15 protein-coding genes and 1 pseudogene are annotated in these 17038 nt (G+C 68.5%); all 16 read left to right on the forward strand.

The window, feature by feature from the left end:
* The first annotated feature begins 37 nt into the window (after positions 1 to 37).
* Entirely contained in the window at positions 38 to 967 is a 930-nt protein-coding gene (locus ACFY4A_RS35010) for a class II glutamine amidotransferase (protein ID WP_390833348.1), read from the forward strand.
* Positions 955 to 1770, forward strand: a complete 816-nt coding sequence (locus tag ACFY4A_RS35015; protein WP_390833349.1) for a GXGXG motif-containing protein — start codon at positions 955 to 957, stop codon at positions 1768 to 1770. The genes ACFY4A_RS35010 and ACFY4A_RS35015 overlap by 13 nt, the downstream gene beginning before the upstream one ends.
* A 31-nt stretch (positions 1771 to 1801) precedes the next feature.
* Positions 1802 to 3217: an FMN-binding glutamate synthase family protein gene (locus tag ACFY4A_RS35020; protein WP_390833350.1), complete on the forward strand. Its 1416-nt coding sequence runs from the start codon at positions 1802 to 1804 to the stop codon at positions 3215 to 3217.
* Positions 3210 to 3659 (forward strand): hypothetical protein, encoded by a 450-nt coding sequence (locus tag ACFY4A_RS35025; protein ID WP_390833351.1) that lies wholly within the window; start codon positions 3210 to 3212, stop codon positions 3657 to 3659. The genes ACFY4A_RS35020 and ACFY4A_RS35025 overlap by 8 nt, the downstream gene beginning before the upstream one ends.
* A 130-nt stretch (positions 3660 to 3789) precedes the next feature.
* Positions 3790 to 5400, forward strand: coding sequence for an APC family permease (locus ACFY4A_RS35030; RefSeq protein ID WP_390833352.1), 1611 nt, complete (start codon positions 3790 to 3792; stop codon positions 5398 to 5400).
* 266 nt (positions 5401 to 5666) lie between these two features.
* On the forward strand, positions 5667 to 6167 hold the full coding sequence (locus ACFY4A_RS35035; RefSeq protein ID WP_390833353.1) for a formate dehydrogenase subunit gamma: 501 nt from the start codon (positions 5667 to 5669) through the stop codon (positions 6165 to 6167).
* Between the two features lie 149 nt (positions 6168 to 6316).
* Positions 6317 to 7705: an NADH-ubiquinone oxidoreductase-F iron-sulfur binding region domain-containing protein gene (locus tag ACFY4A_RS35040; protein ID WP_390833354.1), complete on the forward strand. Its 1389-nt coding sequence runs from the start codon at positions 6317 to 6319 to the stop codon at positions 7703 to 7705.
* Positions 7702 to 10518 carry a formate dehydrogenase subunit alpha gene (fdhF, locus tag ACFY4A_RS35045; protein WP_390833355.1) on the forward strand — a complete coding sequence of 939 codons (2817 nt, stop codon included), beginning with the start codon at positions 7702 to 7704 and terminating at the stop codon, positions 10516 to 10518. The genes ACFY4A_RS35040 and fdhF overlap by 4 nt, the downstream gene beginning before the upstream one ends.
* A gap of 3 nt (positions 10519 to 10521) precedes the next feature.
* Positions 10522 to 10740: a formate dehydrogenase subunit delta gene (locus ACFY4A_RS35050; protein ID WP_390833356.1), complete on the forward strand. Its 219-nt coding sequence runs from the start codon at positions 10522 to 10524 to the stop codon at positions 10738 to 10740.
* A 246-nt stretch (positions 10741 to 10986) separates the two neighbouring features.
* Entirely contained in the window at positions 10987 to 12204 is a 1218-nt protein-coding gene (locus tag ACFY4A_RS35055) for a pyridoxal-phosphate-dependent aminotransferase family protein (RefSeq protein ID WP_390833357.1), read from the forward strand.
* 68 nt (positions 12205 to 12272) lie between these two features.
* The gene (locus tag ACFY4A_RS35060) at positions 12273 to 13226 is read left to right on the forward strand and encodes an HpcH/HpaI aldolase/citrate lyase family protein (RefSeq protein WP_390833358.1); all 954 of its coding nucleotides are present in this window, start codon (positions 12273 to 12275) and stop codon (positions 13224 to 13226) included.
* Positions 13227 to 13231: 5 nt separating this feature from the next.
* The gene (locus ACFY4A_RS35065) at positions 13232 to 14419 is read left to right on the forward strand and encodes a malate--CoA ligase subunit beta (RefSeq protein WP_390833359.1); all 1188 of its coding nucleotides are present in this window, start codon (positions 13232 to 13234) and stop codon (positions 14417 to 14419) included.
* 13 nt (positions 14420 to 14432) lie between these two features.
* Positions 14433 to 15341, forward strand: coding sequence for a succinate--CoA ligase subunit alpha (gene sucD / locus ACFY4A_RS35070; RefSeq protein WP_390833360.1), 909 nt, complete (start codon positions 14433 to 14435; stop codon positions 15339 to 15341).
* Positions 15342 to 15392: 51 nt separating this feature from the next.
* Positions 15393 to 16361: a 2-hydroxyacid dehydrogenase gene (locus ACFY4A_RS35075; RefSeq protein ID WP_390833361.1), complete on the forward strand. Its 969-nt coding sequence runs from the start codon at positions 15393 to 15395 to the stop codon at positions 16359 to 16361.
* Positions 16362 to 16449: 88 nt separating this feature from the next.
* Positions 16450 to 16875 carry a glycine cleavage system protein H gene (locus ACFY4A_RS35080; RefSeq protein WP_390833362.1) on the forward strand — a complete coding sequence of 142 codons (426 nt, stop codon included), beginning with the start codon at positions 16450 to 16452 and terminating at the stop codon, positions 16873 to 16875.
* Positions 16872 to 17038: pseudogene (locus ACFY4A_RS35085) on the forward strand (serine hydroxymethyltransferase); the annotation flags it as partial. The gene ACFY4A_RS35080 and the pseudogene ACFY4A_RS35085, both read left to right, overlap by 4 nt.

Below are 17038 nucleotides of genomic sequence, written 5' to 3' on the forward strand. Positions count from 1 at the left end.
CCCGCGTGACGCGGGGAGGGAAAGGAGCGTCACCACGATGTGCGGTATCGCCGGCATCATCTACTCCACAGGCACCGGGCCGCTCGGCAGCGACATGGCCCGCATGCTGCAGGCCATGAAGCACCGAGGTCCCGACTCGACCGGGTACGCGCTCTACGGCGAGCCCGGCGAACTGCTCGTGATGCGGTTCAAGCTCGCCGATCCCAACGACGGCAACGACTTCTCCTACGGCGAGCGCCTGGCCCGCAGCAGGCGCGAGGTGGAGGCCCGGCTGGCCAAGTCCGGGGCCACGACCGAACGGATCGACGGCGAATCCGAGTACGCCTTTCGCGCGATCTTCCGCTATGAAGGCGAACTGAAGCCGCTTGCCGACTACGTCGAGGACGTCCCCGGCGCCGAGGTGCTGTCGCTGGGGCACTCCCTGGAGATCGTCAAGGATCTGGGGGACGCGCGGACGGTGTCCGGCCAGTACCGGCTGGATTCCTTCACCGGCACGCACGCCATCGGCCACGTCCGGATGGCGACCGAGTCCGATGTGGACATCGCGGGCGCCCACCCGTACTGGGCCTACCCGTTCTCCGACGTCGCCGTGGTGCACAACGGGCAGTTGACCAACTATCACCAGTGGCGGCGGCGCCTTGAACGGCAAGGTCACCGGTTCCAGTCCGAATGCGACTCCGAGATCATCGCCGTGTACCTGGCCCAGAGCATGGCCGACGGGATGTCGCTCGAGGCGGCCATGAAACAGAGCCTGGACGACCTGGACGGTGTCTTCACCTATCTGGTCGTCACCGACAACGCCCTGGGCATGGCCAAGGACGGGATGGCCGCGAAACCGCTCGTGCTCTACCAGGGCGACGACATGGTCGCGCTGGCGTCCGAGGAGGGTGCCATCCGCGCGGTGGTCGACCGCGAAATCGACACGTACGACCCATACGAAGGGGAGGTGATGGTGTGGAGCAGGTGACGAAGGCCGAACCGACGGCTTCCGCCGAGCCCACGACCAGGCGCTACGACGTCCGCGGCCTTGCGGAGCCGGACGCGACGCCGCCGAAGAGCGCCGTCATCACGGGTGGTACCGCGGACCTGGACGCGGCCAGTCTGTCGACCCGCCAGATCAATCTCGAATTGCGCAGACTGCTGTTCGACGAGCGTGTCACCGACGTGACGGTGCGCAATCCGGGGGCGCGCCACTCGATCGCGGTAGGGCTGCTCACCCGCTGCCGGCTGCGGATCGAGGGCAGCCTCGGGTACTTCGCATGCGGCCTCATCGACGGCCCCGAGATCCACATCACCGGCCGGGTCGGCTGGTCGGCCGCGGAAAACATGATGTCGGGCGTCGTCGTCGTCGACAAGAACGCAGGTTCGCTCACCGGCGCCGCCCTGCGCGGCGGCGACCTGGTGATCCGCGGACACGTCGGCGCGCGCACCGGCATCGACCAGAAGGGCGGCACCATCGTCGTCGGCGGCAACGCCGGCTCGATGACCGGGTTCATGATGCAGCGCGGCCGTCAGATCATCTGCGGTGACGTGGGTCCCGGGATGGGCGACTCCATGTACGACGGAGCCATCTACGTCGGCGGCAGGGTCGCCTCGCTGGGCGTCGACTGTGTCGAGGCCGAGATGACCGAGGCCGACGAGGAACTCATCGACCGCAAGTTCCGGATCTACCGACTCGACCGTCCGGATCGCTTCCGCAAGTTCGTCTGCGGCCGCAAGTTGTGGAACTACGACAGCCTCGAACCCAACGAGCGGAAGCTCGTCCTCTAGCCCACATCGGTGCGGACACAGGAGTTCACGGATGAGCACAACCGACGACGAAGCTTCCCAGCCACTCGGGCGCAGCCGGATCTTCACCCCCGAAGTGATCGGAGACATCCACACCAAGGCCGAGCTCGGCCGGTACCGGATGCGTGGCTTCTCGATGTTCAAGCCGATCCCGCACTGGGACGAGCTGATGTTCATGCCGGGCACTCTCACCCGGTTCGTCATCGAGGGCTACCGCGAGAAGTGCGCCACCAAGACCGTCCTCGGCGCGCGGTTCGCCAAGAAGCCGCTGGAGCTCGACATTCCCGTCTACATCACGGGCATGAGCTTCGGGGCCCTGTCGCTGGAGGCCAAGATGGCGCTCGCCAAGGGCGCCTCCATGGCGGGCACCGCAACGTGTTCCGGTGAGGGCGGGATGATTCCCCCCGAGCGTGACCTGTCCACCAAGTGGTACTACCAGGTCATCCAGAGCCGCTATGGCTTCAACCCCCACCACCTGATGCTCGCCGACGCCGTCGAGTTCTTCATCGGACAGGGATGCAAGGTGGGGCTCGGTGGTCACCTGATGGGCCAGAAGGTGACCGAGCAGGTGGCCGAGATGCGCTCGCTGCCCCCGGGGATCGACCAGCGCAGTCCGGCCCGGCACCCGGACTGGCTCGGCCCGGACGACCTGTCGCTGAAGATCCAGGAGATCCGGGAGGCCACCGACTACCAGGTGCCCATCCAGCTCAAACTCGGTGCGGCCCGGGTGTACGACGACGTCCGGATGGCCGCGAAGTGCGGGCCTGACATCATCTACCTCGACGGGGCCGAAGGCAGCACCGGCGCAGGGCCGCACATCGCCACCGAGGAGACCGGCATCCCCCTGATGGCGGCGATCCCCGAGGCGCGCCGGGCCCTGGAGGACGTGGGCCTCGCCGACGAGATCGACCTCGTGGTCGCGGGCGGCATCCGCAACGGCGGCGACGTCGCCAAGTGCCTGGCGCTCGGCGCGAAGGCCGTCGCGATCGGACACTCCGCGCTGATGGCGCTGAACTGCAACAAGGAGATCCCCGGGGTCACGGACTACGAGGGCACCATCGGTGTCAAGGCAGGCCGGTGCTACCACTGCCACACCGGCCGGTGCCCGGTGGGCGTGGCCACCCAGGACCCGGAGTTGCGCAAGCGGCTACGCGTCGACGAGGCGGCGGAGCGGGTCTACAACTTCCTGCACACGCTCACGCTCGAGGTGCAGATGCTGGCCAGGGCCTGTGGCAAGACCAACATCCACAGCCTGGAGCCCGAGGACCTGTGCGCGCTGACCACCGAGGCGGCCGCGATGGCGCGCGTCCCCTTGGCCGGCACCACCTACGTACCGGGTGTGACCGAGGAACGCGCGCTGGGCGAGATCAGGAACCTGCTGGAGAAGCACGTGGTGAACGACGGATCGCTGGGTGGGCACGATGTCTGAGCGGATGAACATCGCCGAGCGGAAGTTGTCGGGCGGCAAGAGTATCGACACCGAGGAGCTGACCGGCCGCACTTTCCCTTACCAGTTCGACCGGTCCCTGGTCGAGGATGTCGATCTCACCGAGGCGACGCCCGGTGACGACCTCAACTGGCTCGAGGACATCGAGCTGATGACCGAGGACGGTGTTCCGGCCGTCTTCGACCGGTACACCAACGCGTTCCTCAAGATCCACTTCGAGATCCCCGAGGGGCGCGAGGACGAGTACGCCCGCAAGGTGCTGATCAAACACCTCCAGGAGGGCAACTCCTACGGAATCTGGCTCAAGCACCGGCACGCCAAGTTCCGCCAGCCGGAACTGGGGCCGTGGCTCGCCGAGTCGGCCACCGTGGGCGAGGACTGGAGCGCCCCCGTCCTGGAGGGTTGGCGCAAGCCGCTGCACTGAGCACTGTCACGGACGCTTCCCCGGCGCGGCGCGGCGCCGGCCGCCACCCCTTCACCGGCCCGGTGCCGCGCCGCGAGGCAGCACACCCAACGCCTGATCGATCCCTGCCGACCGCGAAGGAGGACTTCGCATGACCGGGACAACTGGTCGATCAACCGCGACAGCTGTCGCCGTCCCTCAGGATGCCGGTCTGCTCAGGACGATCAGCTGGACCGGTGCCTTCTGGGTCGCCAGCGGCGTCCCGGCGCTGGTGCTGTTCTCCGTTGGCTCCATCGCCGCCACCATCGGCACCCCCTCGGTCCTGGTGTGGGGGTTGTCGGTGACGTTCGGTCTGATCCAGAGCTTCACTTACGCCGAGATGGCCGGGATGTACCCGCAGAAGTCCGGTGGCGCCTCGGTGTACGGTGCCATGGCCTGGCTGCCCTATTCGAAGTTCCTCGCGCCCATGTCGGTGTGGTGCAACTGGCTGGCCTGGTCACCCGTGCTCACCATCGGCTCGGCGCTGGGCGCGGGGTACCTGCTCACCGCGCTCTTCCCTGCCGAGGCGAAGATCAATACATGGTCGGTGCAGATCGTCGACCTGAGCGGACTCAAGGACGGGCTGGCCCTGCGGTTCAACGCCCAGTTCCTGATTGCCGCCGCGCTCCTGCTGCTGGTCTTCGCGTTGCAACACCACGGGATCCTGCGTGCAGCCCGGGTGCAGACGGTGGTCGGGCTGGCCGTGCTGCTCCCGCTGCTGGTGGTTGGTGTGGCACCGCTGTTGACCGGCGACGTGGCGACCCACCACTTCGAGCCGTTCGTGCCGCTCAGCGGCGCGTGGGACCACTCGGGCTGGTCGCTGTTCGCCGGCGGGCTGTTCCTGGCGGGCTGGTCGGCGTACGCGTTCGAGACCTCGGTCTGCTACACCAGCGAACTGAAGAACCCCGGCCGCGACACCGTCAAGGCGATCTTCTCCTCCGGCCTGGTCTGCGTGCTGATCTACATCTTGGTGCCCTTCACCTTCCAGGGAGCCCTGGGTCTTGAACGCCTCGTCAGCAAGCCAATAGTGGACGGCACCGGGGTGGCTGCCGCCATGGTGGACATGGTTGGCGGCGGGGCGGCCGTGGGCAACCTGCTCACCGTCATGCTCGTGCTGGCGCTGTTGCTGTCCATCATGACCACGATGGCCGGCTCCTCGCGGACCCTGTACCAGGGGTCACGGGACGGCTGGCTGCCCCGCTACCTCGGCCGGACGAACCGGCACGGGGCACCGACCCGGGCGATGTGGACCGATCTCTGTTTCAACCTGGTCCTGCTGCTGATGAGCGACTACGTGTTCGTCCTGGCGGCCTCCACCGTGTGCTACATGATTTTCAACTTCCTGAACCTCAACGCGGGCTGGATGCACCGGGTCGACAACCCGCACAGGGCGCGGCCGTGGCGGGCGCCGACGGCGCTGATCGCCGCGGGCGGTGTGCTGGCCTACGGCAATGCCCTGCTGCTCGGCTGGGGCGCCGATGTCTGGGGATCCGGAACGCTCTGGAGCGGCCTGGTGTTCGCCGTCCTGGTCGTGCCCGTGTTCGCCTACCGTCACTACGTGCAGGACAAGGGCGTGTTCCCGGCTTCGTTGCACGAGCAGTCCGACTCCGCCCGACCGTCCATGGCGCAGGCGCGGAGGGCCGGGATCCGGCCGTACCTGGCTCTGGCCGGCGGGGTGACCATGGTCGGCCTAGGCCAGATCCTGGCGCAGTTGGGGAGGTGAACGACGTCGCACCCGGTGCCTTGACTCCGACTCAGCAATGCACGACCTCGGTCGCGACACCGAGCTCACGGTATCGGGCAGCTTTCCGCAGTCGCCGTCCCCCTTCGACGCAGTGTCCGCGGCCGGGCGGGTGCGACACGAATAACGGATGCGGCAACCGGCTGTTCGGCGGGCCGTTGATCTCGGACGGGATGTTCTCCGTCATCGGCGCGTTGGGCGGATCAACAAACAGGCACGGGCACAGGGGAAGGGGAGGAGAGTACACCGTGAACGGAGATCAGGCGGAACAGGCCGAGGTGGTGCGGGCGGTGGTCGTCGAACACCGGCACCAGCCAGGGCCGCTGCTGGAGATCCTCCGGGAGATCCAGGAGCGACTCGGCTACGTGGACCCGGACGTGGTCCCGGTCCTGGCCGCCGAGCTGAACCTCTCGCGCGCCGAGGTCCACGGTGTGCTCACCTTCTACTCGGACTTCCGGTCGACACCGCCGGGCGCGACGTCGATTCGCCTCTGCCGCGCCGAGGCGTGTCAGTCGGTCGGCGCCGAGCGCCTGATCGCCCGGACGGAGCGGTTGCTCGGCGTGAAGGTGGGGGGCACGACGCCCGACGGCGCAGTGACCCTGGAACAGGTGTACTGCCTGGGCAACTGTGCGCTCGGGCCCGCCGCCCAGGTGAACGGGAAGACCGTGGGACGGCTGGACGAGCAGCGGCTGGACAGCATGCTGCGTGCGGCCCGCCCGGCTCCCCGGGCAGCAGGAGGTGCGGCATGACCACGACGGTCTACGTTCCACGGGACTCGGCCGCCGTCTCCGTCGGCGCCGACGAGGTCGCGACGGCCATCACGCGGGCCGTGGGGGAGCGGGCCAGGGTGGTACGCACCGGCTCCCGCGGCATGCTGTGGCTGGAACCGTTCGTCGAGGTGACCACCGAACGCGGCCGGGTGGGCTACGGCCCGGTGACGCCCGACGCCGTGCCGGACCTCGTGGCCCACGGACTGCTCGACGGCGCCGACCACCCGCTCTGTCAGGGCCCCGTGAACGACCACCCCTGGCTTCGTGCGCAGCATCGCCTGTGTTTCGCGCGAGTTGGGATCACTGACCCCTTGTCGACGGAGGACTACCTCGCACACGGGGGTCTGGTGGGACTGCGCGCGGCTTTGGAGCTCGGCCCCGCGGCCGTGGTCGAGGAGGTCGTCGAGTCGGGCCTTCGCGGCCGCGGCGGCGCGGGTTTTCCGACCGGCGTCAAGTGGCGGACGGTCGCCCGGACCGACGCCGAGTCAAAATTCGTCTGCTGCAACGCCGACGAAGGCGACAGCGGCACGTTCGCCGACCGCATGCTCATGGAGGGCGATCCGTTTGCCCTGATCGAGGGCATGCTCATCGCGGCGCACGCGGTCGGCGCCCGAGAGGGCTACGTGTACATCCGCTCCGAATACCCGGACGCGGTGGCGACGATGCGCCAGGCGATCGCCGTGGCGCGGGCAGCCGGCTGGCTCGGCGACCGTGTGCTCGGCTCCGACCTGTCCTTCGACCTTCACGTCCGGGTGGGCGCGGGCGCCTACATCTGCGGCGAGGAAACGGCCATGCTGGAGAGCATCGAGGGCAAGCGCGGAATCGTGCGGTCGAAACCGCCGATCCCCGCCATCACCGGGCTGTTCGGCAAACCCACCGTGGTCAACAACGTGCTGACCCTGGCCAGTGTCCCCGCGGTGCTGGCAGGCGGCGCCCGGGCGTATGCCGAGCTGGGCACGGGGCGGTCCCGGGGCACCCAGGTGTTCCAGCTGGCGGGCAACGTCGCCCGGGGCGGCGTCGTCGAAACGGCGTTCGGGACGACGCTGCGCGAGCTGATCACGACCTTCGGCGGGGGTACCCGTAGCGGCAGGCCGGTGCGCGCCGTACAGGTCGGCGGACCGCTGGGCGCCTATCTTCCGGATTCTCAATTCGATCTGCCCCTGGACTACGAGGCGTTCGCGGCGGCAGGCGCGATGCTCGGGCACGGCGGAATCGTCGTGTTCGACGACGCGGTCGACTTGGCCGAAATGGCGCGCTTCGCGATGGCCTTCTGCGCCGAGGAATCCTGTGGCAAGTGCACACCGTGCCGGGTGGGCGCGGTGCGGGGCGTCGAGGCGATCGACAAGATCGTCGGTGGCCGGGATCGCGACGACAACCTCGCGCTGCTGAACGACCTGTGTGACCTGATGGCCGATGGGTCGCTGTGTGCGATGGGCGGACTGACTCCCCAGCCCGTGCGCAGCGCCCTGCAGCACTTCCCCGACGACTTCGTCCGACAGAAGGAGGCCAAGCCATGAGTCTGCTGAGGGAAACGGATTTCGGCACCCCGGCTCGGCCCGGCCCGGCTTCGGTGTCGGTGGAGATCGACGGGATCGAGGTGCGGGTGCCGGAGGGGACGTCCGTCATGCGGGCGGCGGCCACCGGCGGGACAGGCATTCCGAAGCTGTGCGCGACCGACCGCTTGGACGCCTTCGGCTCCTGCCGACTGTGTCTGGTCGAGATCGAGGGCCGCCCGGGGACGCCCGCGTCCTGCACGACGCCGGTCGCGGAGGGCATGAAGGTCCGTACCCAGACCGGGCGGCTCGCCAAGCTCCGTCAGGGCGTGATGGAGCTCTACCTCTCCGACCACCCGCTCGACTGCCTCACCTGCTCGGCCAACGGCGACTGCGAGCTGCAGGACATGTCCGGTGTGGTCGGTCTGCGCCAGGTCCGCTACGGCTACGAGGGTGAGAACCACCTTTCGTCGGAGGCCGACCGCAGCAACCCGTATTTCGACTTCGATCCGTCGAAGTGCATCGCGTGTTCCCGGTGTGTCCGGGCCTGCGGGGAGATCCAGGGCACTTTCGCGTTGACCATCGAGGGCCGCGGCTTCGCGTCCAAGGTGTCGGCCGGTGCGGGGGAGCGGTTCCTGGACTCGGAATGCGTGTCCTGCGGGGCGTGCGTACAGGCCTGCCCGACCGCGACGCTGCAGGAGAAGTCGGTGGTGGAGCTGGGGATGCCGACCCGCAGCGTGCGCACCACGTGCGCCTACTGCGGGGTGGGGTGTTCGTTCACCGCGCAGTTGCGCGGCGACGAACTGGTGCGCATGGTGCCGGCCGGGGACGGCGGCGCCAACGAGGGGCACTCCTGCGTCAAGGGCAGGTTCGCCTTCGGCTACGCCACCCACCCCGACCGGGTGCTCACCCCGATGGTTCGCGAGCGGATCACCGACGACTGGCGCCCGGTCGACTGGGACACCGCCATCCGCACGGTCGCGGACGGGTTCCGGGCCATCCAGGCGGCCCACGGCGCGGGCGCGATCGGCGGGATCACCTCGTCGCGCTGCACCAACGAAGAGGTGTACGTGGTGCAGAAGCTGGTGCGTGCCGCGTTCGGCAACAACAATGTGGACACCTGCGCCCGGGTGTGCCATTCCCCGACGGGGTACGGCCTCAAGCAGACCTTTGGCACGTCGGCGGGCACGCAGGACTTCCGGTCCGTCGGCGACGCGGACGTGATCGTCGTGATCGGCGCCAACCCGACGGACGGGCACCCGGTGTTCGCCTCGCGGATGAAGCGCAGGATCCGGGAAGGCGCGCGGCTCGTCGTCATCGACCCGCGCCGGGTCGACCTGGTCCGCTCACCCCACGTGGAGGCCGCGCACCACCTTCAACTGAGGCCCGGCACGAACGTCGCGGTGATCAACGCGATGGCCCATGTGGTCGTCACCGAGGATCTGGTGGACCGGAGCTTCGTGGATTCCCGGTGTGAGGACTTCGCCGAGTGGGCGGAGTTCATCGCGCGTGAGGAGAACAGTCCGGAGGCAACCGAAGAGATCACCGGCGTGCCGGCGGCCGAACTGCGGGCGGCGGCCCGGCTCTATGCGGCGGCCGGCAACTCGGCGATCTACTACGGACTCGGGGTCACCGAACACAGCCAGGGGTCGAGCATGGTGATGGGCATGGCGAACCTCGCCATGGTCACCGGGAACATCGGCCGCGCCGGCGTCGGAGTGAATCCCCTGCGCGGGCAGAACAACGTGCAGGGTTCCTGTGACATGGGATCGTTCCCCCACGAGCTGTCCGGATATCGGCACGTGTCCGACGACGCCGTCCGCGAGGTCTTCGAGACCTTGTGGGACCGGCCCATCCTGCCGGATCCGGGCCTGCGGATCCCCAACATGTTCGACGCGGCGTTGGACGGCACGTTCCGTGGATTGTTCGTCCAGGGCGAGGACCTCGCCCAGTCCGACCCCAATACCCGCCACGTCACTGCAGCGCTGGAGGCCATGGACCTGGTGGTCGTGCAGGACCTCTTTCTCAACGAGACGGCCAAGTACGCCCGCGTCTTCCTGCCCGGCACCTCCTTCTTGGAGAAGGACGGCACGTTCACCAACGCGGAGCGGCGGATCAATCGGGTCCGGCCAATCTTCCGGCCCAAGACCGGCAGGCACGAGTGGCAGATCGTCTGCGAGATCGCGCAGGCGATGGGCTACGACATGTCCTACGCGCACCCACGCGAGATCATGGACGAGATCGCCGCGGTCACCCCGACCTTCGCTGGGGTGTCCTTCGCCAAGCTGGACGAACTGGGGAGCGTGCAGTGGCCGTGCAACGACGCGGCGCCGACCGGAACGCCGATCATGCACGTCGACGGATTCGTGCGCGGCAAGGGCAGGTTCGTCCCCACCCCGTACGTGCCGACGAAGGAACGCAGCACCCGGAGGTTCCCATTGATCCTCACCACGGGGCGGATCCTGAGCCAGTACAACGTGGGGGCACAGACCAGGCGGACCCATAACGTGGTGTGGCATCCCGAGGACCTGTTGGAGATCCATCCGTACGACGCCGACGTCAGGGGGATCACCGAAGGGGACATGGTGGTCCTGGCCAGCCGGGTCGGCGAGACGACGCTGCGCGCGACGATCACCGACCGGATGCCGATCGGCGTTGTGTACACGACCTTCCATCATCCGGTGACCGGGGCGAACGTGGTGACGACGGAGAACTCGGACTGGGCCACGAACTGTCCCGAGTACAAGGTCACCGCGGTGCAGGTATCGGTGTGCCGGCGGGTGGCAGACGGCGGACGGACGACCGGGCGCACGGACGTGGCGGTCGGAGTGGAGTGATCAATGGGACAGGACACGCCCCTGCGGCTGGCCTACGACATCGCGGCCCAGTTCGCGCACTATCCGTTCCACGATGCGACGGCGGCGATCGCCGATCACATCGTGAAGTTCTGGGATCCCAGGATGCGGGCGCAACTGATCGAGCAGGTGGAACGTGCGGGCGAGCGTTGCGATGCACGCGTACTCGGGGCGGCTCTGCTCGTGCGGGACCGGGCGGGGTGAGAGCAGCAGTACTGGTTGCAGGGCTCCGGGGGCGGTGTGGTCGCCTCCGGAGCCCTTTCGTTTTCCTGTGCGACTCCTTGCACGGTTTGAGGAATTGCTCAATTCCCGAGTGCGCAAACTCAAGGGCGGGATGTAGCGGCGGCGGCTGCCCTGCCCCTACCGTTTCATATCAGTGAACGGCATTTCCTCAGCCGGTAACGCGATCGTTCGTGGACCGGAGAGACGCCGTGTAAGGAGTGGATGCACGTGCCTCATGGAATCACGCACCTGTTCGTTCCGGGGCCGACGAACGTCCCCGACGTCGTACGGCGGGCGATGAACGTCCCGATGGAGGATCACCGGGCCCCGGACTTCCCAGAGTTGACGCAGCCGCTGTTCGAGGACCTCAAGACGGTGCTCGGATTGACGTCCGGTCGCGTCTTCCTCTTCCCCGGCTCGGGTACCGCGGCCTGGGAAGCGGCCATCAGCAACACCCTGAATCGGGGCGACAGGGTCCTGATGTCCCGCTTTGGGCAGTTCTCCCAGCTGTGGGTCGAGATGGCGGAACGCCTCGGCCTCGACGTCATCTGCGTCGACGTCGAGTGGGGTAGCGGTGTGCCGGTGCAGGACTACGAGTACCACTTGTCCAAGGACAGCTCCATCAAGGCCGTCTTCGTGACCCACAACGAAACCGCGACGGGCGTGACCTCCGACGTCGCCGCGGTGCGCGAGGTCATGGACGCGCAGGGCTCCCATGCGCTGTTGTTCGTCGACGGGGTGTCCTCGATCGCCTCGATCGATTTCCTGCAGGACGCCTGGGGTGTCGACCTGGCGGTGACCGGTTCGCAGAAGGGCCTGATGCTGCCCGCGGGCCTGGCGATTCTGGGCGCCAGCGACAAGGCGTTGGAGGTTTCGCGACGATCCACGATGGAGCGGTCCTACTTCGACTTCGTCGACATGATCAAGACGAACGACGCCGGGTATTTCCCGTACACCCCACCGGTTCCGTTGTTGCACGGCCTGCGGGCCTCGCTGGATCTGTTGTTCGCCGAGGGGCTGCCCGCGGTCTTCGCGCGGCATCACCGGCTGGCTGAAGGCGTGCGTCGCGGCGTCCACGCGCTCGGCCTCGAGCTGTGCGCCACTGGCCCGGAGTGGTACTCCGACACGGTCTCGGCGATCCGCGTGCCCGCCACCGTGGACGGTGCGGAGGTCTGCCGCATCGGCTACCAGCGCTATCGCACATCCTTCGGCGCGGGGCTGGCGCAGGTGGCCGGAAAGGTGTTCCGCATCGGTCACCTGGGCGACCTCAACGAGGTGATGTGCCTGGCCGCACTGGCCGCGGCGGAAATGTCGCTGGCCGATGCGGGAGCCGACATCGAACTCGGCGCCGGCGTCGCCGCCGCGCAGGTGTACTACCGGACCACCGACGTCCGGTCCGCCACTCCGGTCGACGCGGACCACGTCCCCGCGCTGACGAGCCGCTGAGCGTCGGAGCTTCCTTTCTCCGCCGGCATACCACCGGCACCCGCAGTCCCGACCCGAGGAGTCACACCATGAGCCACACCCTCCATCCGCTGCGGCAGCCCCGGCTGCAGCGCAGCGAGCTGGCCGTGCCGGGATCGAACCCGAGCTTCATCGACAAGGCCGTGGACAGCGAGGCGGACTTCGTCTTCCTCGATCTGGAGGACGCCGTCGCGCCGCCGGAGAAGGAGCAGGCGCGCAAGAACGTCATCGAGGCCCTGCGCGACATCGACTGGACGGCCAAGGGCAAGACAGTGTCGGTGCGGATCAACGGCCTCGACACCCCCTACATGTACCGCGACGTCGTCGACGTGGTGGAACAGGCGGGCGATCGGCTGCACACCATCCTCGTCCCCAAGGTGGGTGTGCCGGCGGACCTCTACACCGTGGAGGTGCTGATCAGCCAGATCGAGCAGGCCAAGAGGTGGCCCGCCCGGATCGGCACCGAGGCGCTCATCGAGACGACACTGGGCATGGCCAACGTCGAGGACATCGCGGCCAGTGGCGGCCGCCTCGAAGCCCTGCACTTCGGCGTCGCCGACTACGCGGCCAGCCTGCGGGCACGAACGGTGAACATCGGCGGCCTCAACCCGCACTACCCCGGAGACCAGTGGCACTTCGCTCTGTCCCAGATGATCGTCGCCTGTCGCGCCTATGGACTGCGGGCGATCGACGGTCCGTTCGGGGATTTTTCCGACCCCGACGGTTACTTCGACGCCGCCCGGCGGGCCGCCGCCCTCGGTGCGGAGGGCAAGTGGGCCATCCACCCCAGCCAGGTGGCCCTGGCCAACGAGGTCTTCACTCCGCCCGAGGCCGAGGTGGCCAAGGCGCGGCGCATCATCGAGGCACTGCGCACGGCCGAGGCGGAAGGCCGAGGAGCGGCGGCGCTCGACGGCAAGATGATCGACGCCGCGTCGGAGCGGATGGCGCGCGCCATGACCACGGTGGACGACGCGATCCGGGCCGCGGCGGCCGCGAGGGGGTAAAGGACATGGACATCCACGAATACCAGGCCAAGGAGTTGCTGGCCCGATACGGCGTGCCGGTTCCACGGGGCGGACTGAGCTACAGCCCCGAACAGGCTTCCTACCGGGCCACCGAGCTCGGGGGGACCCGGTGGGTCGTGAAGGCCCAGGTCCACAGCGGCGGTCGCGGTGAGGCGGGCGGGGTGAAGGTCTGTCACTCCGACCGGGAGGTCGCCGAGGCGGCCAATGGAATGTTCGGCAGGCGACTGGTCACCCGGCAGGTCCCGAGGGGCAAGTGCGTGTACCGGGTCTACGTCGAAGAGGCCATGGAGATCAAGCGGGAGCTCTACTTCGGGATCGTGCTTGATCGCAGCGCCGAGCAGATCACGGTGGTGGCCTCGGCCGAGGGCGGTATGGAGATCGAGGAACTGGCCGCCGAGAACCCGCAGGCACTGTTCCGGGTGACCGTCGAGCCCGCCGTGGGATTCCTCGAGTTCCAGGCGCGCGAACTGGCCTTCGCCATCGGGCTCGCGCCGTCCCAGATCGCGAAGGCGAGTCAGCTGTTCCGGGCCGCGTATCGGGCGTTCCGTGACCTCGACGCCGCACTGCTCGAGATCAACCCACTGGTGGTCACCGCGGACGAGGACCTGCTGGCGCTGGACGCCAAGATGTCCTTCGACGACAACGCCCTGTACCGCCGGCCTGCGATCGCCGAATTGCGGGACCGCAGTCAGGAAGACCCCAGGGAAAGCCACGCCGCCGACCGCGGTCTCGCCTACGTCGGACTCGACGGCGACATCGGGTGCGTGATCAACGGAGCGGGCCTCGCCATGGCCACGCTGGACATGATCAAACTCGCCGGCGGAGAGCCTGCCAACTTCCTCGACATCGGCGGCGGTGCCTCACCGGAACGGGTGTTCAAGGCCTTCCGTGCAGTCCTGCAGGACAGCAACGTCAAGGTGGTGCTGGTGAACATCTTCGCTGGCATCAACCGGTGCGACTGGGTGGCCGAGGGCATCGTCGATGCGTTCCGGAAGATCGACGTGACGCTCCCGGTGGTGGTCCGGCTCGCCGGGACGCACGTCGAGGAGGGCAAGCGGATCCTCGCCGAATCAGGCCTGCCCATCGTCACCGTGGACACCCTCGCGGAGGCAGCAGAACGTGCCATCGAGGCCGGGACGGAAGTCCGCGCCGCGGCCGGCGCGGGCGGATGAGGAAGGACGCAGCATGGCCATTCTGCTCACCGAGAAGACACGCGTCATCGTCCAGGGCATCACCGGCCGGATCGGACAGTTCCACACCGAGGAGATGATCTCCTACGGGACCAACGTCGTCGGCGGGGTGACACCCGGCAAGGGCGGGACCACGGTGCACGGCTGCCCCGTGTTCGACACGGTCAAGGAGGCCGTCGCCGAGACCGGGGCGGAGGCGTCGATCGTGTTCGTCCCGCCACCGTTCGCCGCCGACTCGATCATGGAGGCCGCCGACGCGGGCATCCGGCACTGTGTGTGCATCACCGACGGCATCCCCACCCAGGACATGCTGCTGGTGAAGCGGTATATGCGGCGTCATCGGGCTGCGGACCGGATGCGCCTGACCGGGCCGAACTGCGCGGGCACGATCAGTCCGGGCCGCGCGCTGCTCGGCATCATGTCCGGCCACATCTACCGACCGGGACGGATCGGGATCGTCGGCAGGAGCGGCACCCTCGGTTACGAGGCGGCTTCGCAGCTGAAGTCCCTCGGCTTGGGGGTGTCCACGTCGGTCGGCATCGGCGGGGACCCGGTCAACGGATCGTCCTTCCGTGACATTCTCGAACTGTTCGAGGGCGACCCCGATACCGACGCCGTCGTGATGATCGGGGAGATCGGGGGACCCCAGGAGGCCGAGGGCGCCCGGTTCGTGGCCGAGCACATGAGCAAGCCGGTGATCGCCTACATCGCCGGCCTCGCCGCACCGCGAGGCCGCAAGATGGGGCACGCCGGTGCGATCGTCTCCGCGGCAGGGGAATCGGCCCAGGAGAAGGTGGAGATCCTCACCGCCGCGGGCGTGACGGTGGCGCCCGACCCGTCCAGCATGGGCCGCGCCGTCGCCGACGTGGTCGAGGCGGGTGGCCTGCCGGCGAGGACGGCCTGAGGCGTGCCGGCATCTGAGTGAGTGAGGACTGGCGGAGGCGGAAGGTGCGCGATGAGTGAGCCCGTGATCGTGGTGACCAGGAGATGGCCCGAGGGGGTCGAGCAGGAACTGCGTCGGCGGTTCCCGTCTGTACGCCTGAACCGGCGGGACGAGCCCCTCGGGCCCGAGGGATTGCGCCGGGCGCTGGAGGAGGCCGACGTCGTGCTGCCGACGGTGTCGGACCAGTTGCCCGCGGAGTTGTTCCGAGGCGGAATCCGCACTCGGTTCCTGGGCAACTTCGGCGTCGGCTACAACCACATCGACGTGGCCGCGGCGGCGGAAGCGGGGGTGGTGGTCACCAACACGCCCGGCGTGCTGACCGACGCCACCGCCGACACCGCCATGACCCTGCTGCTGATGGCCGCACGGCGCGCGGGCGAGGGGGAACGGGAACTGCGCGCGGGGCGGTGGACCGGATGGCGCCCGACCCACATGATGGGTGCCGAGGTGACGGGAAAAACCCTCGGGATTCTCGGGATGGGCCGGATCGGGGCCGCGGTCGCCCGGCGGGCCCGTTTCGGGTTCGGCATGCCGGTGGTGTTCTACGACGCGCAGGAACACCTCCCCGATCACGGCGTCGGCGAGGCGAAGCGGCTGGACACCATCGAGGAGGTCCTCGCCGCCGCCGACTTCGTCTCATTGCACATGCCGGGCGGTGACGCCAACTACCACCTGATCGACGCCGCCCGCCTGAGCTGCATGAAGCCCACCGCGATCCTGGTCAACACCGCCCGCGGGGACGTCCTTGACCAGCAGGCGCTGATCACGGCACTGCAGGAGGGGGTGATCGCGGGCGCAGCCCTCGACGTCTACGAGGGCGAGCCCGCGGTTCCGGAGGAACTGGTCGCGCTGGAGAACGTCGTCCTTCTGCCGCACCTGGGCAGTGCGACGCTGGCCGCCCGGACCGCGATGGGGATGCTGGTGCTGGAGAACCTGCAGGCCTTCCTGGACGGGGAGGAACCGCCATGCCGCGTGGCCTGACCGAATCCGCTGCGGAGTCCGAACCAGACCCGTCGGTCCATGGCGCCCGGCCGCCGGTTCTCGAGCACGGAACGCCCGTTCACTACGGGTGAACCGCCTTGTCCTCTGGGCCGGGTCGGCGTTCGCGCTTCGGCCACGACTACAGGCTGCCCCGGCCACCTGGGACCGCGAGTGGCCGGCCGTCGACGAGGGTAGTGCCATCGTCGGCATCACCGCGTGCGGGGCGAAGGTCCTCGGCGATGTCGTCCAGCTCCGGCTGCCCGAAGTCGGTACCTGGGTCGAGGCCGGGCAGACCCGCGCGGGAGATCACGTCATCGACAGCCGTCAGCGACTGGTACGCCCCTGCCTCGGGTGGGGTCCTGGAAGTCTGCGCCGGCCGACGACCCGGGTGTCGTCAACGCCGCTCCCCGCACCGCCGGGCGGCTGTTCGAGCCGAGTGTCGAGAACATCAACAGGCGGACTGTCCGCCCACGCGTTTGTCGTGCAGTGCGTCACACAAGGAGACCGCCGATGACACTTTTCAACCAGCCGCTGCACGAGCTCGACCCCGAGGTCGCAGCTGCCGTCGATGCCGAGCTGAATCGCCAGCAGTCCACGCTGGAGATGATCGCCTCCGAGAACTTCGCCCCGGTGGCGGTCATGGAGGCGCAGGGCTCGGTCCTCACCAACAAGTACGC

This window comes from Streptomyces sp. NPDC001292 (assembly GCF_042896465.1).
Classification (GTDB): Bacteria; Actinomycetota; Actinomycetes; order Streptomycetales; family Streptomycetaceae; genus Streptomyces.

Coding starts and splice junctions, on each gene's coding strand:
- fdhF (WP_390833355.1), top strand. CDS start 7,702: ATGAGTCTGCTGAGGGAAACGGATTTCGGCACCCCGGCTCGGCCCGGC.
- sucD (WP_390833360.1), top strand. CDS start 14,433: ATGGCCATTCTGCTCACCGAGAAGACACGCGTCATCGTCCAGGGCATC.
- ACFY4A_RS35030 (WP_390833352.1), top strand. CDS start 3,790: ATGACCGGGACAACTGGTCGATCAACCGCGACAGCTGTCGCCGTCCCT.
- ACFY4A_RS35025 (WP_390833351.1), top strand. CDS start 3,210: ATGTCTGAGCGGATGAACATCGCCGAGCGGAAGTTGTCGGGCGGCAAG.
- ACFY4A_RS35075 (WP_390833361.1), top strand. CDS start 15,393: ATGAGTGAGCCCGTGATCGTGGTGACCAGGAGATGGCCCGAGGGGGTC.
- ACFY4A_RS35060 (WP_390833358.1), top strand. CDS start 12,273: ATGAGCCACACCCTCCATCCGCTGCGGCAGCCCCGGCTGCAGCGCAGC.
- ACFY4A_RS35050 (WP_390833356.1), top strand. CDS start 10,522: ATGGGACAGGACACGCCCCTGCGGCTGGCCTACGACATCGCGGCCCAG.
- ACFY4A_RS35065 (WP_390833359.1), top strand. CDS start 13,232: ATGGACATCCACGAATACCAGGCCAAGGAGTTGCTGGCCCGATACGGC.
- ACFY4A_RS35020 (WP_390833350.1), top strand. CDS start 1,802: ATGAGCACAACCGACGACGAAGCTTCCCAGCCACTCGGGCGCAGCCGG.
- ACFY4A_RS35010 (WP_390833348.1), top strand. CDS start 38: ATGTGCGGTATCGCCGGCATCATCTACTCCACAGGCACCGGGCCGCTC.